This is a genomic window from Pseudomonas sp. GM33, assembly GCF_000282295.1.
GTDB classification, from domain to species: domain Bacteria; phylum Pseudomonadota; class Gammaproteobacteria; order Pseudomonadales; family Pseudomonadaceae; genus Aquipseudomonas; species Aquipseudomonas laurylsulfatiphila.
In genome coordinates this window covers 34,522-52,793 of the sequence record NZ_AKJO01000087.1, presented here as the reverse complement: position 1 = coordinate 52,793, position 18,272 = coordinate 34,522, and the positions used below count along the sequence as shown (strand labels likewise).

The following is an 18,272-nucleotide window of genomic DNA, read 5'->3' as shown; positions in this document are numbered from 1 at the left end:
TTTCTTAGTGCTGCAGAATCTTGTTGAGGAAGTGCTGCGTACGCTCGGCACGGTGGCTGATGTCGCCGAAGAACTCTTCTTTCTTGCAGTCTTCGATGATCTTGCCGGCGTCCATGAAGATCACCCGGTCGGCCACTTTACGGGCGAAGCCCATTTCGTGGGTCACGCACATCATGGTCATGCCTTCGTGGGCCAGTTGCACCATCACGTCGAGCACTTCGTTGACCATTTCCGGGTCCAGCGCCGAGGTCGGTTCGTCGAACAGCATGACGATCGGGTCCATCGCCAGCGCACGGGCAATCGCCACGCGCTGCTGCTGACCACCGGACAGTTGGCCAGGATGCTTGTGGGCATGGGCCGAGAGACCGACGCGCTCGAGCAGTTGCAGGCCTTTCTTGGTGGCTTCTTCCTTGCTGCGGCCCAATACCTTGATCTGCGCGATGGTCAGGTTTTCGGTGATGGTCAGGTGCGGGAACAGCTCGAAGTGCTGGAACACCATGCCCACGCGCGAACGCAGTTTCGGCAGGTTGGTCTTCGGGTCGGCAATGGAGGTGCCGTCGACCACGATGTCGCCCTTCTGGAAGGGTTCCAGGGCGTTGACGCACTTGATCAGGGTCGACTTGCCGGAACCGGATGGCCCGCACACCACGATCACTTCGCCTTTTTTGACCTCGGTGCTGCAATCAGTCAGAACCTGGAAGTCCCCATACCACTTGTTGATGCTTTTGATAGAGATCATACGGCGAACCTTTTTTGCAGACGCTTGACCAGCTGCGAGGCGGCAAAGCTGATGATGAAGTACACGAGACCCGCGAAAATCAGGAACTCATTGGAGCGGCCAATGATGTCGCCACTGGCGCGCGAAGCATTGAGGAAGTCCACCAGGCCGACGGCGTAGACCAGCGAGGTGTCCTGAAACAGGATGATGCTCTGTTGCAGCAACAGCGGCGTCATCTTGCGGAACGCCTGCGGCAGGATGATCAGGCGCATCATCTGGCCGTAGGACATGCCCAGGGCCTGGGCAGCGCCCATCTGGCCCTTGGGAATCGACTGCACGCCGGCACGGACGATTTCGCAGAAGTACGCCGCTTCGAACATCATGAACGCCACGATGCACGAGGCGAACGCGCCGATCGGGGTGTCTTCGCCGGTGATCCAGCGCAGCACGAACGGCACCGCCAGGTAGAACCAGGTGATCACCAGCAGCAGCGGGATCGAGCGGAAATAGTTGACGTAGGCACCGGCCAGGTTCGACAGCAGTTTGCTGTGGGACAAGCGACACAAGGCCAAAATGGTGCCGAGAATGATCCCGCCGACGACGCCCATGATCATCAGCTTGAGGGTCATGACCATGCCGTTCCACAGGCCCGGCAGGGACGGGATGATGCCCGAGAAGTCGAATTCCATCATTTACCCCCTACGGAGATCAGGCCCGGTACGGCGACTTTCTTCTCGACCAGGCGCATCAGCAACATCAGGCTCATGTTCAAGGTGAAGTAGATCAGCGTGGCCAGGGTAAAGGCTTCGAACAGGTTGGCGGAGAACTCGGCGGTCTGTTTGGTCTGCGCAAGCAACTCCATCAAGCCGATCAGCGAGGCCACGGAGGTGTTCTTGAAGACGTTCAGGAACTCCGAGGTAAGCGGCGGAATGATGATCCGGTAAGCCTGGGGCAGCAGCACGTTCCAGTAGATCTGCGGCAGCTTGAAACCCATGGCGCGGGCCGCGGATTCCTGGCCTTTTGGCAGCGCCTGGATACCGGTGCGCACCTGTTCGCACACCCGGGCGGTGGTGAACAGGCCCAGGCACACGACGACGCTGAGGAAGGCCGAGGTGGTCGGGTTCAGGTCCTGCTTGTACCACTCTTGCAGGTCGGCCGGCAGCAGGTCGGGTACCAGGAAGTACCAGATGAACAGCTGAACCAGCAGCGGCACGTTACGGAAGAGTTCGACGTAGCAGGTGGCGATGCCCGATACGATGCGGTTCGGCACGGTACGCATGACGCCCAGGATCGAGCCCAGTGTCAGGGCGATGATCCAGGCCGCGATGGCGATGCCGATGGTCCAGCCCAGACCGGACACGTACCAGTCGAAATAGGTCTCGCTGCCCACGCCGGTGGACTTGAAGAACACGCCCCAGTCCCAGTTGTAATTCATTAGGGTCTCCCCTCGGATTCGATCGATGTACAAATGCCCGCTTGGGGGAAGCTCCGTTCCCGCCTGTCCTTGGGGGACAGGCACACGCGCTCGGCTCGACAGCCACCGGTTCGAGTGTTTCCAGAAATGCCAGCAGGGAGTGCATTCCCCTGAAAGGGCTACGGCCCTTTCAGGGGATAAGGTTAGTCAGAAATCAGGACTTCTTGTCGTCAGCCGCTTTATCGGTCGGATTGGCGATCAGGGCCTTGAGCTCGTCGCTCATCGGGAAGTTCAGGTTCAGGCCTTTTGGCGGGATTGGCTGCATGAACCATTTATCGTAGATCTTGTTGATCTCGCCCGATGCGTAGGTGGCCTTGATGGCGTCATCTACAGCCTTTTTGAACGGCTCGTCGCCTTTGCGCACCATGCAGCCGTAGATTTCGTAGGACTGTGGAGTGCCGGTCACGGCCCAGTCGCTTGCCTTCTTGGCCTTGGCCGCTTCACCGGCCAGCAGGGCGTCGTCCATCATGAACGCAACGGCACGGCCGGTTTCCAGCATCTGGAAGGATTCGCCGTGGTCTTTGGCGGAGATGACATTCATGCCCATCTGCTTGTCGGCGTTCATCGCCTTGAGGATGCGCTCGGACGTGGTGCCGGCGGTGGTCACGACGTTCTTGCCGGCCAGGTCAGGGAAATCCTTGTACTTGGAGTCTGCCTTGGACAGCAGGCGAGTACCGATTTCGAAGATGCCGACGGAGAAGTCGACCTGCTGCTGACGCTCGACGTTGTTAGTGGTGGAACCGCATTCGAGGTCCACGGTGCCGTTCTGCACCAGCGGGATACGGGTTTGCGAAGTCACCAGGTTGTATTTGACCTGGAGGTTCGGCATGTCGAGGTCTTTTTTCAGGGCTTCGACGACTTTCAGCTGGATGTCGTGGGAGTAGCCGACCGGTTTGCCGGAAGCATCCGCAATATAGGAAAACGGAATGGAAGCGTCGCGATGGCCCAGGGTGATGGTGCCGGACTCTTTGATCTTCTTCAGGGTGCCGGTGAGTTCGGCGGCGAAAACCGGAGTGCTGATCAGAGCGGCAGCAATGGCTGCGCCCAGGATATGGGGAACGATGCGCATCAAATTTTCCTCGACTTTGTTTTTTTTATGGAGCCAGTTCATCGGCCCTTTTGTGCTGCAAAACACCTGAGCGCTACGATGAGTGAGCGCAAAGGACATTCGTCGAAGAAGTGTAGAGCATGACTCGTGCCAGACCAGTCGGCATTAGTCAAAGTGTTGATTTATAAGGAAATTAAGTTTTTATTGCGCTGGAATATCAGTGAAATGATCCGGTTAACCGAACCGACCAACAGGTCGCGTTCGGAAAACCGAATGGTGGCGGGGTGCTACCTGATCATCAGGTGTACTTGCGCTTGTCCGGGGCTGGCGGGAAGTACTGGTACAACCAGGTCTCACTCAGCGTGCGGTCGTTGGTGCGGATGAACAGGCGTAGCTCGACGGGCTCCACGCTGTCATTGGTCGGGTACCAGTCAAACAGGACACGGTAACCCTTGATGTCATCGAGCTTGAGCACGCTGAAATCCTTGACCTCGCCGTTCGAACAAGTGACCACCGGCTCGATGCCCGCGCCCTCGGGCAGGCGGTCAAGGCCGCCGCCGGTGAAGTCCACGGCAAAACGACGGGCCCAGACGGGCGGGTAATGCTCGCCCGGCGCCCAGCCTTCGGTGAAACCGCCCATCCCGGAACGGGTGGCATTGACCCGCGCCAGCGGCGTGCCGACCGGTGGCAGCGCGCTCCAGTAGAGCTTGTAGCCGTAGTTCAGCGAGTCGCCGGCAGCCACCGGTTTCTTCGGGGTCCAGAAGGCGACGATGTTGTCCATGGTTTCGCCGGTGGTAGGGATTTCCAGCAGATCGACCGAGCCTTCGCCCCATGCGGTGGTCGGTTCGACCCACAGGCTCGGGCGGCGGCTGTACCAGTCGACGGTGTCCTGATAGCTGGCGAACTCGTGGTCGGTCTGCACCAGGCCGAAACCTTTCGGGTCCTTGTCGGCGAAGGCATTGAATTGCAGGGTCGCCGGGTTGTTCAGCGGGCGGCAGATCCACTCGCCGTTGCCGCGCCACATGGCCAGGCGGTCGGAGTCGTGGATTTGCGGGTGAATGGTGTCGCACATGCGGCGTTCGTGGGTGCCGCAGCTGAACATGCTGGTCATCGGCGCGATGCCCAACTGGTCAATGGCGGTGCGCGCGTTGACGTGGGCATCGACCTCCATCACCACGCGTTCGGCCTGGCAGTCGATATCGAAGCGGTAGGCACCAGTGGCGCTCGGCGAGTCGAGCAGGGCGTAGACCACGAAGCGGGTGCTGTCCTTGTCCGGCGTCTCGAACCAGAACTTGGTGAAGTCGGGGAATTCTTCGCGCTTCTTGGCGTAGGTGTCGATGGCCAGGCCGCGGGCTGACAAACCGTACTGGCCGGTGGCGTCCACCGCACGGAAATAACTGGCGCCGAGGAAGGACACGACGTCGTGCTTGTCCAGTTCCGGGGCCTTGAACAACTTGAAGCCGGAGAAACCCAGGTCGCCCTTGAGCTGTGCAGTGTCGACCGTGGTGTTTTCATAGTTGAACAGCGACGGGCGGAAATGCACCTCGCGGGCCATCCGGGTTTTCGGGTCGACGCTGTACATGCGCACCGGCTGCTTGAACCCCATGCCGACGTGGAAGAACTGCACGTCCAGTTGGCCCTTGAGTTCTTTCCACAACGAATGATTGCCGTCGTAGCGGATCGCATTGAAGTTCTGCGGCGTCATGGTCGCCAGGGTCGGCGGCAACTGTTGCTTGGTGTCCTGGTAACGATTGCTGGCGAGCTGTTTGGCCTGGAGCTTCAGCGCCTCGAAATCGAATGCGCTGGCCTCGCCATCAGCGGTGCCGCCACTGGCGGCCCAGGCTTGGGCGGCCAACAGGCCTGTAGCGGACAAACCGGTGTAGGCCGCGATGGCCATGGAGGCTTTGAGCAAGTTCCTGCGGTGCATAAATACAACCTGTCGTGAGCAATCCCGCGCCGTTCCTGGCACGTGCTGGATCAGAAAAAACGGTTCGGACATGCCTTCGGCCAAACGCAACGGACTGTAGAACAGATGCCCGACAGCTTAAACCGTTCGATTGCAGAGCAAAATTGATTGATGGCACAGCGCCGGCTCGGCAATGAAACAAGACATGTCGGGAAACAATTCCGACAGGGGTTTCTGATTTACAGGGCATTTCTGCTTTTTTTGACTAATTACTCTAAAAACCGCTTTTCAGCGCCCGGAATATTTCTATTCTGTGCACATGACCGGTTTATGCCCTTCGGACCGGTGCGGTTCAGCGGGCACCCAGCGGCTGCTGAAAAAGGGATAGGGCGATGCGGTTTTTTGCAGTTTTCTTTGACGTATAGAGAAGGACATCGTCCATGTCGAAAGTACAAGGCATCACCGAAATGTTGGGAATCTTTCCGTGCCTGGCCATCGGGCGACGCAGGCGCCGGCTTAATAACGAGGAAATGAAACTGGTGGAGCGGTATAGGGAGCTGTCGGAGAGCGACAGGATCGCGATGAGGTATCTGGTGGATGCGATGAGGAGTGTTTCGCGGTTTTGAAGCAGGGCGGGTTACCGTGAGAGCCATCTGGCTTTTACGGTAGCCAGATCCATCAACTTGCTGTGGCGAGGGAGCTTGCTCCCGCTGGGGCGCGCAGCGGCCCTCGCTTTACCTTCAAAGCGAGGACTGCTTCGCAGTCCAGCGGGAGCAAGCTCCCTCGCCACAGGTCATGTATTCAATCCCTGGGAGCCGGAGAAGGTCGCTGTCCATGCATCAGCTCAGGCACATCACGCCACTTCACCCAGGTCTGTTGTTGCCAGTGCAGCAGCGGCACAGTGACGCCGGCCCAATGCACCGAACTCAGGCTCGGGCGGTTTTCCACAGGTGTGGCGCTGGTTTCCCGCATCATGGGTATGACTTCGTTGCTCAACCACTGACGCAGATTGCGGTTTTCCGGGACGAAGTGGTGAACCAACAAGGCGTACATGCCTGATTCGCTGACCATCAGTGTTTCGACCGTTTTGCCGTCCTTGAGCAGACAGACGCTGCGACGTTGGTCGGGATCGAGTTTCAAGGTCAGGCGTTCATTGAGTGGTTTGCCCATCAAGCGACCCAGATCCTGGGCGCAGAACCAGGCTTGATTGTTTTGCATGAAGGCATGGAGGAAGCGGTTGTGGCGGGTGGAGACTTTAGGGATGAAGCAGGAAGGAATTTCAGTCTGATGTGATGTGTGCTTGTGCATTTTTCGACTCCATGTTGAAAAAGGAGCCGCCACTAACCCTTCGACAGATTTGGGTGGCGGACCGTGCGGCGTTCGAAGTCGGAACATTCTCGATCAACATGGAAGCCGAGAGGCCCGCGCCACACGGCCCGCCATAACGCGAAACTGAAAGGCAAAAAAATGCCCCAGCTCATATGGGGGCGCGGATGCGCCATGTTGATATGTTCCGGCTTCGACTCCGGGCCGCTGATTTGGCAGCGACGGATTGAAGCCTATCGGTCAGGCGCTCGCGGCGCCAAGTCTACTCTGGCTACGCTTGTTGTAGGAATCGGCGCCGGTATTCGAAGGTGCGATCTGTAGGATTTTTCTGTTTTTGCATTGGCTGCAGAGAAGCGGCACCTGAAGCGCGCTTTTTCCTTTATGTATTCGAGTCCAGCAAACGAACTGCAGGTCTTTTTCCATGCTGATCGAATTCTCGGTTTCCAATTACCGTTCGTTCCGTGACAAGCAAACCTTGTCCATGGCGGCGACTCCTCTCCTGAGCAAAACGCGTAATACATTCAAGCCGCCCTGCGCAGAAAAGCTCCCCGACCTGTTGAAGGTGGCTGCGATTTACGGCCCAAATGCTTCCGGCAAGTCTTCATTGGTCCGCGCGATGGGGGTCGTCGGGCGCTTGCTTGCCATGGAAACCAATCCAATTGACGCGTTGCTATCGGTTTCGCCTTTTCGTTTTGATCGCGCGTTGAAGGATGCGCCCAGCGTATTTGAATACAACTTCATTCAGGGAGGGCAGCGCTATCGGTTTGTGCTGGGGTTAACTGGGCAGCGGATCGTCAAAGAGCAGTTGCTCTCTTATCCAGGAGGGAACGAAACGCTTCTGTATGACCGCCAATTCGACGCCGAAGGGGAGCGTTATGTTTTCGGGACGGCGCTGGAGGGCGGGAAAGAAGTGCATGGCGCCTGGCGGCGTCTGACGAGCCCAAAAATGCTCTTCCTCGCGCAGGCCGTGAAGAACAGCAATGAAGAAATGACTCAGTTGCGAATGCCGTTCAGTTGGTTCCAAACCGGACTTCTCGTGGTCGAGCAGAACAGCATGATGGAGCTGTCGACGGCGTCGATCCGATTTCTTCAGATGGTGTCGAGCCATACGAACGATCTTCGGGACTTTCTCAAGGCATTGGACATTCCGGTCTCTATCATTGAGCTCAATTCAGACGAGGTCGATGCCGTTCAGAACAATAAAGAACCTACCTTGAAGGAGATCTTCGCTGCGGTTCAAAAGAACAAGGTGACCCTCACACACTCCAGTCATTTAGGTGCTGCGGAGTTTGATTTTTCGGAGGAGTCGTGCGGTACAAAGAACCTGATTGGCTTTTGGTTGCCCTGGTTCATGATGAATCAAGCGGGGGGTAGCGGAGTGCTTTGTGTCGATGAACTCAACAGCAGCCTTCATCCCGACATCGTCGCTGACTTGATCGACAAGCATCTGGACAGTGGCCTCGATACCCAGCTGATTTTTACAACGCACGACACTCATCTGATGAACGAAAAGATTTTGCGGCGGGATCAGTTCTGGATTACCGAACGTGATGCCAACGGCGCGACCAGTTTGTTTTCCATCCACGATTTTGAGGGGGGCGAAAGTGAGGATGTCGAGAAGCGCTACTTTGAAGGCCGTTATCGCGGGCTACCGTTGATAAGGCAGGGCTGAGCAATGGTGAGTTCAGGCAAGTCATTTGATCGCAGGCGTTCAGGGTACAAGCCTCAACCTAAAGTGTTGGTGCTCTGTGAAGACAGCAAGTCAGGAAAACGCTATCTGGAGGAGGCTGCCTTTTATTTTCGGGCCAAGGCCCAGGTGGAAATTGCTCACTGCGGCGTCACACATCCGAGTGGCATTGTTGAGCGAGCAATCAGCCGGCAGAAGTACTTCGACAAAGTGTTTTGTGTATTGGATCGCGATACACACCTTTGCTTTCAGCGTGCATTGAATGTTGCGCAGCCTCATCCAAAGATCAAAGTCATTGCATCGTATCCCTGTTTTGAGTTTTGGCTACTGCTGCACTTTGGTTTCAACCGAAAGCCCTTCAGAGCTGTCGGGAAACATTCCCCTGGTGAGTTGGTGAGCAAGAGTTTGCGAGAAAAGCCAACCATGGAAAAATATGAGAAGGGCAAAGACATCAACTACTTTGCCCAGCTGTTGGGAGCGCCGTTCCAAACTGCAAGAGCTTTGGCACCGAAGATCCTTGAGGACGTTGCCATCAGCGGCGAGCCAAACCCCAGCACCGAAATCCACCTGCTTATGGATGAATTCGAAAGCCTCTCCAAGCCGCAGCCGATTTAACATCAAACCCTGCCCGCATCGCTGCGGGCAGGGTGCTCAATCAGCCCACTTCCCCCACCGCCCGATACGCCTCATCAATCGCCGCATGAGCATAAGCACTCCACGCCGCGTCCGAGTTGGCGATGCTCACCCGTCCAACCGGCTGACGGGCCAGGTTCATCAGTTTTTCGCTTTCGTCGGCATCGTCGTACAGGCTGTTGGAGAAGTACGCGTAGCCGTGTGACCAGCGGTTGACGGTGATGGCGAGGATGTCGGTTTGGTGGTTGAAGCCGCCAGGGCCGAGCATGCGTTGCAGCTGGTCACGCAGTTGCGTTTCCAGTTGCTCGAACGAAAAGTCGCGGCGGGTGATATCCATATTCAATCCTTGTTGGTTTTTCAGATCGCCCCGGCGCCACGACGGCACCGGGGCGAATGCCGTTACCGGCTGACTTTCCAGGCATCGCCCGCCGGGGCGGTGCCGTGGTCATACGGCTTGGCGATCCACATGTAGAGCAGGCCCAGGCCAATCACGATGGCCGTGCTCAGTACCATGGCGTAGTTGATGTACCAGGCGGCATCCGGTGTCCGTGGCCAGGCCATGTTGATAATGGCCCCGACACCATAGACCAGTGCGCCGAAGTTCACCGCCCAGCCCCAGGCGCCGAGGGTGAATTTGCCGCTCGGTTTCCAGCCCTTCATGCGGGCGTACAGGGCCGCGAGCACGATCATCTGGAACGCCAGGTAGATGCCGATGGCCGCGAAGCTGACGATGGTGGCGACCGCATCCTGCAGGAAGAAGCCGAGGATGATGATCAGCGCCGGCAGGACACCGGAGACGAACAACGCGGCAACCGGAACCTGCGTCGTAGGGGAAATCTTCTTCAGCAGTCGGCTGCCGATGACCATTTCGTCACGGGCGTAGGAATACAGCAGGCGACTGGCCGCCGCTTGCAGACTGATGACGCAGGAGATGAAGGAAATCATCACCACGCCCATCACCACTTTCGAACCTACCGGCCCGAACGCGTTGTTGAGGATGGTGGTGACCGGGTCCTTGTCGGTGCCATTGATCACCGCTTGCATGTCTGGCACTGCGAGGATCAGCGCCAGGCAGGCGAACATCGCCGCGATGCCGCCGATGTAGATGGTCATGCGCATCGCCACCGGGATCTGCTTGCTCGGGTTCGGGGTTTCTTCGGCCACATCGCCGCAGGCCTCGAAACCGTAGTACAGGAACATCCCCGCCAGCGAGGCGGTGAGGAAGGCCGGCAGGTACGAGCCGTCGACGCTGATATCGAAGGTGTTGAACAGCACGCTGATCGATTGATGACGCTCGAAGATCAGCAGGTAAACGCCCACGATGACTGCGCCGACCAGTTCGCAGAGGAAGCCGAACATGGCGATGCGCGCCAGCACTTTGGTGCCGCTGAGGTTGACCAGGGTGGCGAACAGCGTCAGCACCAGGGCAATGACAATGTTGGTGTTGTTGTTCGGTTCAAAACCCATCATCGCGGCCAGGTACGGGCCGGCGCCCACGGCAACCGCCGCGATGGTCACGCACAGGGCGATGGAGTAGATCCAGCCGACCATCCACGCCCAGCGTTTGCCCACCAGACGGCGGGCCCATGGGTACACGCCGCCGGAAATCGGGAACTGCGAAACCACTTCGCCGAAGATCAGGCACACCAGCAACTGGCCGCAACCGACCAGCAGATAAGCCCAGAACATCGGTGGCCCGCCCGCGGCCAGGCACAGGCCGAACAGGGTATAAACCCCGACGACCGGGGACAGGTAGGTGAAGCCCAGGGCGAAGTTTTCCCACAGGCTCATGCTGCGATTGAAGTTGGAGGTGTAACCCAGTTTGCGCAGTTGCTCGGCATCGCTGTCGGCAAGGACTGCAGAGAGATCGGGTGATGCACTCATGTGTGATTGCTCCGGAAAATCGGCAGATTTCGGATGTCCGACACCGTGGCGGGGCCTTGAGGGCACCGCCAGGATCGGTGGTTATTGTTTTTTGGTGTTGCGGTGAATCCTTGATGTAAATCGCCGACATCATCCTTGTGTCTGCTGAAAAGATCGCAGCCTGCGGCAGCTCCTACAGGGATCGCATGCATCGCACATTCCGCGCCCTGCACAACGCCTGTAGGAGCTGCCGAAGGCTGCGATCTTTTCGCTGTTAATGCTTGAACATCACATGCCGCACAACGGTGTAATCCTCCAACCCATACATCGACATGTCCTTGCCATACCCGGACAACTTCTGCCCGCCGTGGGGCATTTCGCTGACCAGCATGAAGTGCGTATTCACCCAGGTGCAGCCGTACTGCAAGCGCGCCGACATCCTATGGGCGCGGCCGACATCGGCGGTCCACACGGAGGAGGCCAGGCCGTAGTCCGAATCGTTGGCCCAACCCAGCACCTGCGCTTCATCGCTGAACCTGGTCACCGACACCACCGGCCCGAACACTTCGCGACGGACGATTTCGTCGTCCTGCTGGGCATCGGCCAGCACGGTCGGTTCGAAGAAGAAGCCATTGCCCTCGACAGCCTTGCCGCCAGTGATCAGGCGAATGTGCGGCTGGGCGATGGCGCGTTCGACGAAGCTGGCCACGCGGTCGCGGTGTTGGGCGGTGATCAGCGGGCCGAGTTCGGTCGACGGATCGTCCTGCAAGCCGTACTTGATGCTGCTGACGGCGGCGCCGAGTTTCTCGACGAATTTCTCGTAGATGCCTGCCTGGGCGTAGATGCGGCAGGCGGCGGTGCAGTCCTGGCCGGCGTTGTAGAAACCGAAGGTGCGGATGCCTTCCACGGCAGCGTCGATGTCGGCGTCGTCGAAGATGATCACCGGGGCCTTGCCGCCCAGTTCCATGTGCATGCGTTTGACGCTGTCGGCGGTGCTGGAAATGATGTTCGAGCCGGTGGCGATCGAACCGGTCAGCGACACCATGCGCACTTTCGGGTGAGTGACCAATGGGCTGCCGACGCTAGGACCGCGGCCGAACACCAGGTTGAGCACGCCGGCCGGGAAGATGTCCGCCGCCAGTTCGGCCAGGCGCAGGGCGGTCAGCGGGGTCTGTTCCGACGGCTTGAGCACCACGGTGTTGCCGGCGGCCAGGGCCGGGGCGATTTTCCAGGCGACCATCATCAGCGGGTAGTTCCACGGCGCGATGGAGGCGATTACGCCCACCGGGTCGCGGCGGATCATCGAGGTGTGGCCAGGCAGGTATTCGCCACCGGCCGAACCGTTCATGCAACGGCTGGCACCGGCGAAGAAACGGAACACGTCGGCAATCGCCGGGATCTCGTCGTTCAGCGCGGCGCTGTAAGGCTTGCCGCAGTTGTCCGATTCCAGTTTGGCCAGCTCTTCGCCGTGGGTCTCGATGGCATCGGCGAGTTTGAGCAGCAGCAACGAACGCTCTTTCGGCGGGGTCTGCGACCAGCTGTCGAACGCGGCGTCGGCGGCGCGCACGGCGGCATCGACCTGGGCTTCGCTGGCTTCGTTGATTTCCACCAGTACACGGCCCAGTGCCGGGTTGAACACAGGTTGGGCGGGGCCTTCGCCGTCTTGCAGTTGGCCGTTGATCAAGAGTTTGGTTTGCATGGCGTTGTCCTCGTCAAAGCAGATCTTGTGTTGAAACAGGCCCCTGTGGGAGCGAGCCTGCTCGCGAAAGCGGTGGATCAGGCACATCAGAGTTGGATGTGATGGCCTCTTCGCGAGCAGGCTCGCTCCCACGGGGAATTGTTGTTGTCGGTTATTGATTTATTTTCCGCCACTGCCCGCAACGCTTTCACCGCCACGGGTCAGGTAATAGGCGCCGAGGATCGGCAGCATGGTCACGATCATCACCAGCATCGCCACGACGTTGGTCACCGGCACGTCCCGTGGGCGGCTGAGCTGGTTCAGCAGCCACAGCGGCAGGGTCCGTTCATGGCCGGCGGTGAAGGTGGTGACGATGATTTCGTCGAACGACAGGGCAAACGCCAGCATGCCTCCGGCCAGCAACGCCGAGCCAAGGTTCGGCAGGATGATGTAACGGAAGGTCTGCCAGCCATCGGCGCCGAGGTCCATCGAGGCCTCGATCAAACTGTGGGACGTACGGCGCAAGCGGGCGATGACGTTGTTGTAGACGATCACCACGCAGAAGGTCGCGTGGCCGACGATGATGGTGAACATCCCTGGCTCGATGCCCAGTGTCTTGAAGGTCGCCAGCAATGCGATCCCGGTGATGATCCCCGGCAGGGCAATCGGCAGGATCAGCATCAGCGAGATGCCCTGCTTGCCGAAGAAGTCCCGGCGGTACAGTGCCGCTGAAGCCAGCGTGCCAAGAACCATGGCGATCAGCGTGGCAATCGAGGCGATCTGCAACGACAGCTTGATGGCTTCGAGCACGTCCGGCCGGGAGAACGCCACGCCGATCCACTTCAGGGTGAAGCCCTTGGGTGGAAAGCTGAACGCCGCGTCTTCGGTGTTGAAGGCGTACAGGAAGATGATCAGGATCGGGAAGTGCAGGAACACCAATCCGCCCCAGGCCGCGAGGCGTAGCCCGAGAGATGCTTTTTCAGAGTGCATCGAAGGCCCCCAGACGTTTGACGATGGACAGGTAGATGGCGATCAGCACGATTGGCACCAGGGTGAACGCGGCAGCCATTGGCATGTTGCCGATGGCGCCTTGCTGGGCGTAGACCATGCTGCCGACGAAGTAGCCGGGCGGGCCGACCAGTTGCGGTACGATGAAGTCGCCCAGGGTCAGCGAGAAGGTGAAGATCGAACCGGCGGCAATGCCCGGGATCGACAGCGGCAGAATCACTTGCATGAAGGTCTGGCGCGGCTTGGCCCCGAGGTCGGCGGAGGCTTGCAGCAGCGAGGGCGGCAGGCGTTCCAGCGAAGCCTGGATCGGCAGGATCATGAACGGCAGCCAGATGTAGACGAACACCATGAAGCGTCCCAGGTGCGAGGTCGACAAGGTGCTGCCGCCAACGCCCGGAATGCCCAGTACGAATTGCAGGACCGGTTCCAGCCCCAGGTGCTGCACGAACCACTGCGCCACGCCGCCCTTGGCCAGCAGCAAGGTCCAGGCGTAGGCCTTGACGATGTAACTGGCCCACATCGGCATCATCACCGCGATGTAGAAAAACGCCTTGGTCTTGCCCGTGGTGTAGCGCGCCATGTAGTAGGCAATCGGGAACGCGACGATGGCGCTGGCAATCGACACGACAATCGCCATGCCCAGGGTGCGCAGGATGATGTCGAAGTTCGACGGCTGGAACAGCGCGGTGAAGTTCGCCAGGGTCAGGTCGGGGGTGACCGCCATGGTGAAGTCATCGAAGGTGTAGAAACCTTGCCACAGCAGAACCAGCAACGAGCCCAGGTAGATCGCGCCGAACCACAGCAGCGGCGGTACCAGCAGTAGCGACAGGTAAAAATTCGGCCGGCGATACAGCAGATTGGAAAACCTGCGCAGCAGCGAGCCGCTGGCCGGAGATTGAGGAATGGCTACGGTGTTCATCTCACACCCCGCCTGCAACGGTGTCGTGCAACGGGATCATGGCTTCGCGTGCCCAACGCGCGCTGATGCGCTGCCCGGTCTGGTGTTGTGCACTGGTGTCCAGCCACTGGTTGTTGGCCTTACTGATGTTCAGGGTCTGGCCGTTTTCCAGTTTCAGTTCATAGCGGGTGGCGCTGCCCTGGTACTGGATATCGTGGAGCAAGCCGGTGACTTCGATTTCGTGGCTGGCCAGCGGGCCTTCGGCGAAACGCACGTGTTCCGGGCGAATCGAGAACGGCTGCGGATTGCCACTGATTTGCTTCGCCAGATCACCGCGGATCACGTTGGAGGTGCCGACGAATTCGGCGACGAAGGTGGTGGCCGGTTTCATGTACAGGTTGCGCGGGCTGTCGACTTGTTCGATGCGACCCTTGTTGAACACCGCCACGCGGTCAGACATCGACAGTGCTTCGGTCTGGTCGTGGGTGACGAAAATGAAGGTGATGCCGAGCTGGCGTTGCAGTTTTTTCAGCTCGCTCTGCATTTGCTCGCGCAGTTTCAGGTCGAGTGCGCCGAGTGGCTCGTCGAGCAAGAGTACGCGAGGACGGTTGACCAGGGCGCGGGCCAGGGCCACACGCTGGCGCTGACCGCCGGAGAGCTGCACCGGCTTGCGGTCGCCGTAGCCGCCGAGGGCAACCATATCGAGCGCTTCTTCGGCGCGCTTCAGGCGTTCGGTCTTGCCCACGCCTTTGACTTTCAAACCGTAGGCGACGTTGTCGCGAACGTTCATGTGCGGGAACAGCGCGTAATCCTGGAACACGGTGTTCACGTCACGCTGGTACGGCGGCAGGCCGGCGGCCTCTTCGCCATGAATACGGATGGAACCTGCGCTCGGTTGTTCAAAACCGGCGATCAGGCGCAAACAGGTGGTCTTGCCCGAGCCGGAAGGCCCCAGCATGGAGAAGAACTCGCCGTCCTGGATGTCGATGGAAACCCGGTCTACGGCTTTCACTTCGCCGAATTGACGGGAAACGTTGGTGAACTGGACTGCAAGCGTCATGGTGCGGTGCTCCAAAAAGGCGAAGGTCGTCGCAGCGGCCCTGCCTGGACTTCTGAAAAAACAAAAACTTTTATCTGTCGGCCGAGCGCGGTAGCGGCAACGACGGTGATCTACTGTGGGAGCGAGCTTGCTCGCGATGGCGGAGTGTCAGTCAGTAACAATATTGACTGGAGTGCCCTCATCGCGAGCAAGCTCGCTCCCACAGGGGAGGGTGGGTTATCTACCGCCCATGATCGCGATGTAGTCCTGGGTCCAGCGGCTGTACGGCACGAACTTGCCGCCTTCAGCCTGCGGGGTTTTCCAGAAGGCGATCTTGTCGAACTGGTCGAAACCGTTGGTCTTGCAGCCTTCGGCGCCGAGCAGTTCGCTCTCCTTGCACGCCGCAGGGACCGCTGGCAGCGAGCCGAACCACGCCGCTACGTCACCCTGGACTTTCGGTTGCAGCGACCAGTCCATCCACTTGTAGGCGCAGTTCGGGTGCTTGGCCTCGGAGTGCATCATGGTGGTGTCGGCCCAACCGGTGGCGCCTTCTTTCGGGATGGTCGAGGCGATTGGCTGTTTCTCGTTCATCAGGCCGTTGACCTGATACGGCCAGGCGCCGGAGGCGACCACGCCTTCGTTCTTGAAGTCACTCATTTGCACGGTGGTATCGTGCCAGTAGCGGTGGATCAACGGCTGCTGGGCGCGCAGCAGGTCGAGCACCGCCTTGTACTGGGCTTCGGTCAGTTCGTACGGGCTCTGGATGCCCAGCTCCGGTTTGGCGGTCTTGAGGTACAGCGCCGCGTCGGCGATGTAGATCGGGCCGTCATAGGCTTGCACACGCCCCTTGTTCGGCTTGCCGTCCGGCAGGTTTTCGGCATTGAACAGCACGCCCCAGGTGGTCGGCGCGGTCTTGAACACGTTGGTGTTGTACATCAGCACGTTCGGGCCCCACTGATACGGGGTGCCGTAAGTCTGCTTGTTGACCACGTACCAGGGGGCATCCTTGAGGCGCGGGTCGAGGTTTTTCCAGTTCGGGATCAACGCGGTGTTGATCGGCTGCACACGCTTGCCGACGATCAGGCGCAGGGAGGCGTCGCCTGACGCCGTCACCAGATCGTAACCACCCTTGGCCATCAGGCTGACCATTTCATCGGAAGTGGCCGCGGTCTTGACGTTGACCTTGCAGCCGGTTTCCTTCTCGAAACCGGTCACCCAGTCGTAGGCCTTGTCGCTCTCGCCACGTTCGATGTAGCCAGGCCAGGCCACAATATCCAGTTGGCCCTCGCCAGCCCCGACAGCTTTGAGCGGCTCGGCGGCCTGGAGGCTGGCACTGGCCAGCAGCGCGGTGGTGATTGCACTGAGCAGTGCGGTCTTGTGCACGAACATGGGAATTCCCTCTTCTTTAATTATGGTCGGGGCAGTGTTTTGAACGTGGTGAAGCATGCCGTTGGTGGCTTGTTATTAGCGTAGTCAGAGATGCTCGCCATGGCGGGCCATGATGTGCCGCACCACGCTGTAGTCCTGAAGCGAATCGCTGGACAGGTCCTTGCCGTAGCCCGAACGCTTCAGGCCGCCATGGGGCATTTCGCTGACCAGCATGAAATGGCTGTTGATCCAGGTGCAGCCGTACTGCAGGCGCGCCGCGACCTGCATGGCCTTGTCGAGGTTCTGGGTCCAGACCGACGACGCCAGGCCGTATTCCGAATCGTTGGCCCAGTCCACCGCTTGTTCCAGTTCATCGAAACGGGTCACGGTGACCACCGGTCCGAACACTTCGCGCTGGACGATCTCATCGCTTTGCTTGCAGCCGGCCAGCAGGGTCGGCTGGTAATAGAAGCCGGCGCCGGAATGCACGGCCGCGCCGGTCACCCGCTCGATGTGCGGCTGGCCGAGGGCGCGTTCGACAAAACTGGCCACGCGGTCGCGCTGGCGGGTGCTGATCAGCGGGCCGATTTCGTTGTCGGCGTCGCGTTTGCCGGCGAAGCGCAGGCTGCTGACGGCCGCGCCGAGCTCGGCCACCAGACGGTCGTGAATCCCGGCCTGGGCATAAATGCGGCAAGCGGCGGTGCAATCCTGGCCGGCGTTGTAGTAGCCATAAGTGCGCACACCTTCGACCACCGCCTGAATGTCGGCATCGTTGCAGACGATCACCGGAGCCTTGCCGCCGAGTTCGAGGTGGGTACGCTTGAGGGTTTTCGATGCGGCCTGGAGGATTTTCTGCCCGGTGACGATATCGCCGGTCAGCGACACCATGCGCACTTTAGGGTGGCTCACCAGGTGGCTGCCGACGCCTTCGCCACCCCCGCAAACGATGTTGATCACACCCCGTGGCAGGATCTCGGCCAGCGCGGGTGCCAGGGCCAGGATCGACAACGGCGTGTGTTCCGACGGCTTGAACACCAGCGTGTTGCCGGCGGCGAGGGCTGGGGCGATTTTCCACGCGGCCATCATGATCGGGTAGTTCCACGGCGCGATCGACGCCACGACCCCAATAGGGTCGCGGCGCACCATGCTGGTGTAGCCCGGCAGGTATTCGCCGCTGAGCTGGCCGGTCTGGCATCGCACGGCGCCGGCGAAGAAGCGGAACACGTCGACCGTGGCGCTCAGGTCATCCTGGCGGGCCAGGTGCAGCGGCTTGCCGCAGTTCATGGATTCGAGGCGGGCCAGCAGGTCGGCGTTTTTTTCGATGGCGTTGGCGATGTCCAGCAACAGGTTCGAACGTTGCTGTGGCGTGGTCCGTGACCAACCGGCAAAGGCGCGGTGGGCGGCGAGGATCGCGGCTTCGACTTGCTCGGTGCTGGCTTCGGCGATTTGCGTGATGATTTCGCCGGTGGCCGGGTTGAGAATCGGCTCGACACAGCCTTGACCGGCGACTAATTCACCATCGATCAACAATGCGGTGAACAACGGGGTCTGCGCGCCGGCCATTTTTCGGGTTCTCTTTTCTTGTGTGGCCATGGTGTTCCCAGTGGTTGGGACCCGGCCGTCTTA

General features: G+C 59.7%; 16 protein-coding genes and 1 pseudogene. 3 read left to right on the top strand and 14 right to left on the bottom strand.

From position 1 onward, the window contains the following. Window positions 1–4: 4 nt before the first annotated feature. The 5 genes from PMI26_RS14265 to PMI26_RS14285 all read right to left on the bottom strand — a co-directional run bounded on the left by PMI26_RS14265 (window position 5) and on the right by PMI26_RS14285 (window position 5,167). On the bottom strand, window positions 5–739 hold the full coding sequence (locus PMI26_RS14265) for an amino acid ABC transporter ATP-binding protein (RefSeq protein ID WP_007975082.1): 735 nt from the start codon (window positions 737–739) through the stop codon (window positions 5–7). Continuing rightward, window positions 736–1,407 (bottom strand): amino acid ABC transporter permease, encoded by a 672-nt coding sequence (locus PMI26_RS14270; RefSeq protein WP_033047912.1) that lies wholly within the window; start codon window positions 1,405–1,407, stop codon window positions 736–738. Before PMI26_RS14270 ends, PMI26_RS14265 begins: the two co-directional genes overlap by 4 nt. Then, window positions 1,407–2,153, bottom strand: a complete 747-nt coding sequence (locus PMI26_RS14275) for an amino acid ABC transporter permease (RefSeq protein ID WP_007975080.1) — start codon at window positions 2,151–2,153, stop codon at window positions 1,407–1,409. Before PMI26_RS14275 ends, PMI26_RS14270 begins: the two co-directional genes overlap by 1 nt. Before the next feature lie 193 nt (window positions 2,154–2,346). Then, window positions 2,347–3,261, bottom strand: coding sequence for a glutamate/aspartate ABC transporter substrate-binding protein (locus PMI26_RS14280; RefSeq protein WP_007975079.1), 915 nt, complete (start codon window positions 3,259–3,261; stop codon window positions 2,347–2,349). 277 nt (window positions 3,262–3,538) lie between these two features. Further along, the gene (locus PMI26_RS14285; protein WP_007975078.1) at window positions 3,539–5,167 is read right to left on the bottom strand and encodes a glucan biosynthesis protein D; all 1,629 of its coding nucleotides are present in this window, start codon (window positions 5,165–5,167) and stop codon (window positions 3,539–3,541) included. A 419-nt stretch (window positions 5,168–5,586) separates the two neighbouring features. On the opposite strand from PMI26_RS14285, the gene PMI26_RS14290 reads away from it, so the two are divergent. Further along, window positions 5,587–5,772 (top strand): hypothetical protein, encoded by a 186-nt coding sequence (locus PMI26_RS14290; RefSeq protein WP_007975077.1) that lies wholly within the window; start codon window positions 5,587–5,589, stop codon window positions 5,770–5,772. Between the two features lie 175 nt (window positions 5,773–5,947). Here PMI26_RS14290 and PMI26_RS14295 read toward each other — a convergent pair whose 3' ends face one another. Continuing rightward, window positions 5,948–6,454 (bottom strand): BRO-N domain-containing protein, encoded by a 507-nt coding sequence (locus PMI26_RS14295; protein ID WP_007975076.1) that lies wholly within the window; start codon window positions 6,452–6,454, stop codon window positions 5,948–5,950. Between the two features lie 439 nt (window positions 6,455–6,893). Between PMI26_RS14295 and PMI26_RS14300 the strand changes: the two genes are divergently transcribed. Next, the gene (locus tag PMI26_RS14300) at window positions 6,894–8,144 is read left to right on the top strand and encodes an AAA family ATPase (RefSeq protein ID WP_007975075.1); all 1,251 of its coding nucleotides are present in this window, start codon (window positions 6,894–6,896) and stop codon (window positions 8,142–8,144) included. Between the two features lie 3 nt (window positions 8,145–8,147). Further along, window positions 8,148–8,774 carry an RloB family protein gene (locus tag PMI26_RS14305; RefSeq protein ID WP_007975074.1) on the top strand — a complete coding sequence of 209 codons (627 nt, stop codon included), beginning with the start codon at window positions 8,148–8,150 and terminating at the stop codon, window positions 8,772–8,774. A 40-nt stretch (window positions 8,775–8,814) separates the two neighbouring features. Here the strand turns inward: PMI26_RS14305 and PMI26_RS14310 are convergent. From PMI26_RS14310 to PMI26_RS14345, 8 genes and pseudogenes are all read right to left on the bottom strand, one after another. Next, window positions 8,815–9,105 (bottom strand): annotated as a pseudogene (locus tag PMI26_RS14310) (spermidine dehydrogenase); the annotation flags it as partial. A gap of 86 nt (window positions 9,106–9,191) precedes the next feature. Next, a complete protein-coding gene (locus PMI26_RS14315) occupies window positions 9,192–10,676 on the bottom strand; it encodes an APC family permease (protein WP_007975070.1) in 1,485 nt (494 codons plus the stop codon). A 253-nt stretch (window positions 10,677–10,929) separates the two neighbouring features. After that, window positions 10,930–12,354, bottom strand: coding sequence for a gamma-aminobutyraldehyde dehydrogenase (locus tag PMI26_RS14320; protein ID WP_007975068.1), 1,425 nt, complete (start codon window positions 12,352–12,354; stop codon window positions 10,930–10,932). Between the two features lie 159 nt (window positions 12,355–12,513). Next, window positions 12,514–13,323 carry an ABC transporter permease gene (locus PMI26_RS14325; protein ID WP_007975065.1) on the bottom strand — a complete coding sequence of 270 codons (810 nt, stop codon included), beginning with the start codon at window positions 13,321–13,323 and terminating at the stop codon, window positions 12,514–12,516. Continuing rightward, entirely contained in the window at window positions 13,313–14,260 is a 948-nt protein-coding gene (locus PMI26_RS14330; RefSeq protein WP_007975063.1) for an ABC transporter permease, read from the bottom strand. The genes PMI26_RS14325 and PMI26_RS14330 overlap by 11 nt, the downstream gene beginning before the upstream one ends. 1 nt (window position 14,261) lies before the next feature. Continuing rightward, the gene (locus PMI26_RS14335; RefSeq protein ID WP_007975061.1) at window positions 14,262–15,299 is read right to left on the bottom strand and encodes an ABC transporter ATP-binding protein; all 1,038 of its coding nucleotides are present in this window, start codon (window positions 15,297–15,299) and stop codon (window positions 14,262–14,264) included. Between the two features lie 216 nt (window positions 15,300–15,515). Then, on the bottom strand, window positions 15,516–16,667 hold the full coding sequence (gene ydcS / locus PMI26_RS14340) for a putative ABC transporter substrate-binding protein YdcS (RefSeq protein ID WP_007975060.1): 1,152 nt from the start codon (window positions 16,665–16,667) through the stop codon (window positions 15,516–15,518). Window positions 16,668–16,751: 84 nt separating this feature from the next. After that, window positions 16,752–18,239: a gamma-aminobutyraldehyde dehydrogenase gene (locus tag PMI26_RS14345; RefSeq protein WP_081500976.1), complete on the bottom strand. Its 1,488-nt coding sequence runs from the start codon at window positions 18,237–18,239 to the stop codon at window positions 16,752–16,754. Window positions 18,240–18,272: the final 33 nt, after the last annotated feature.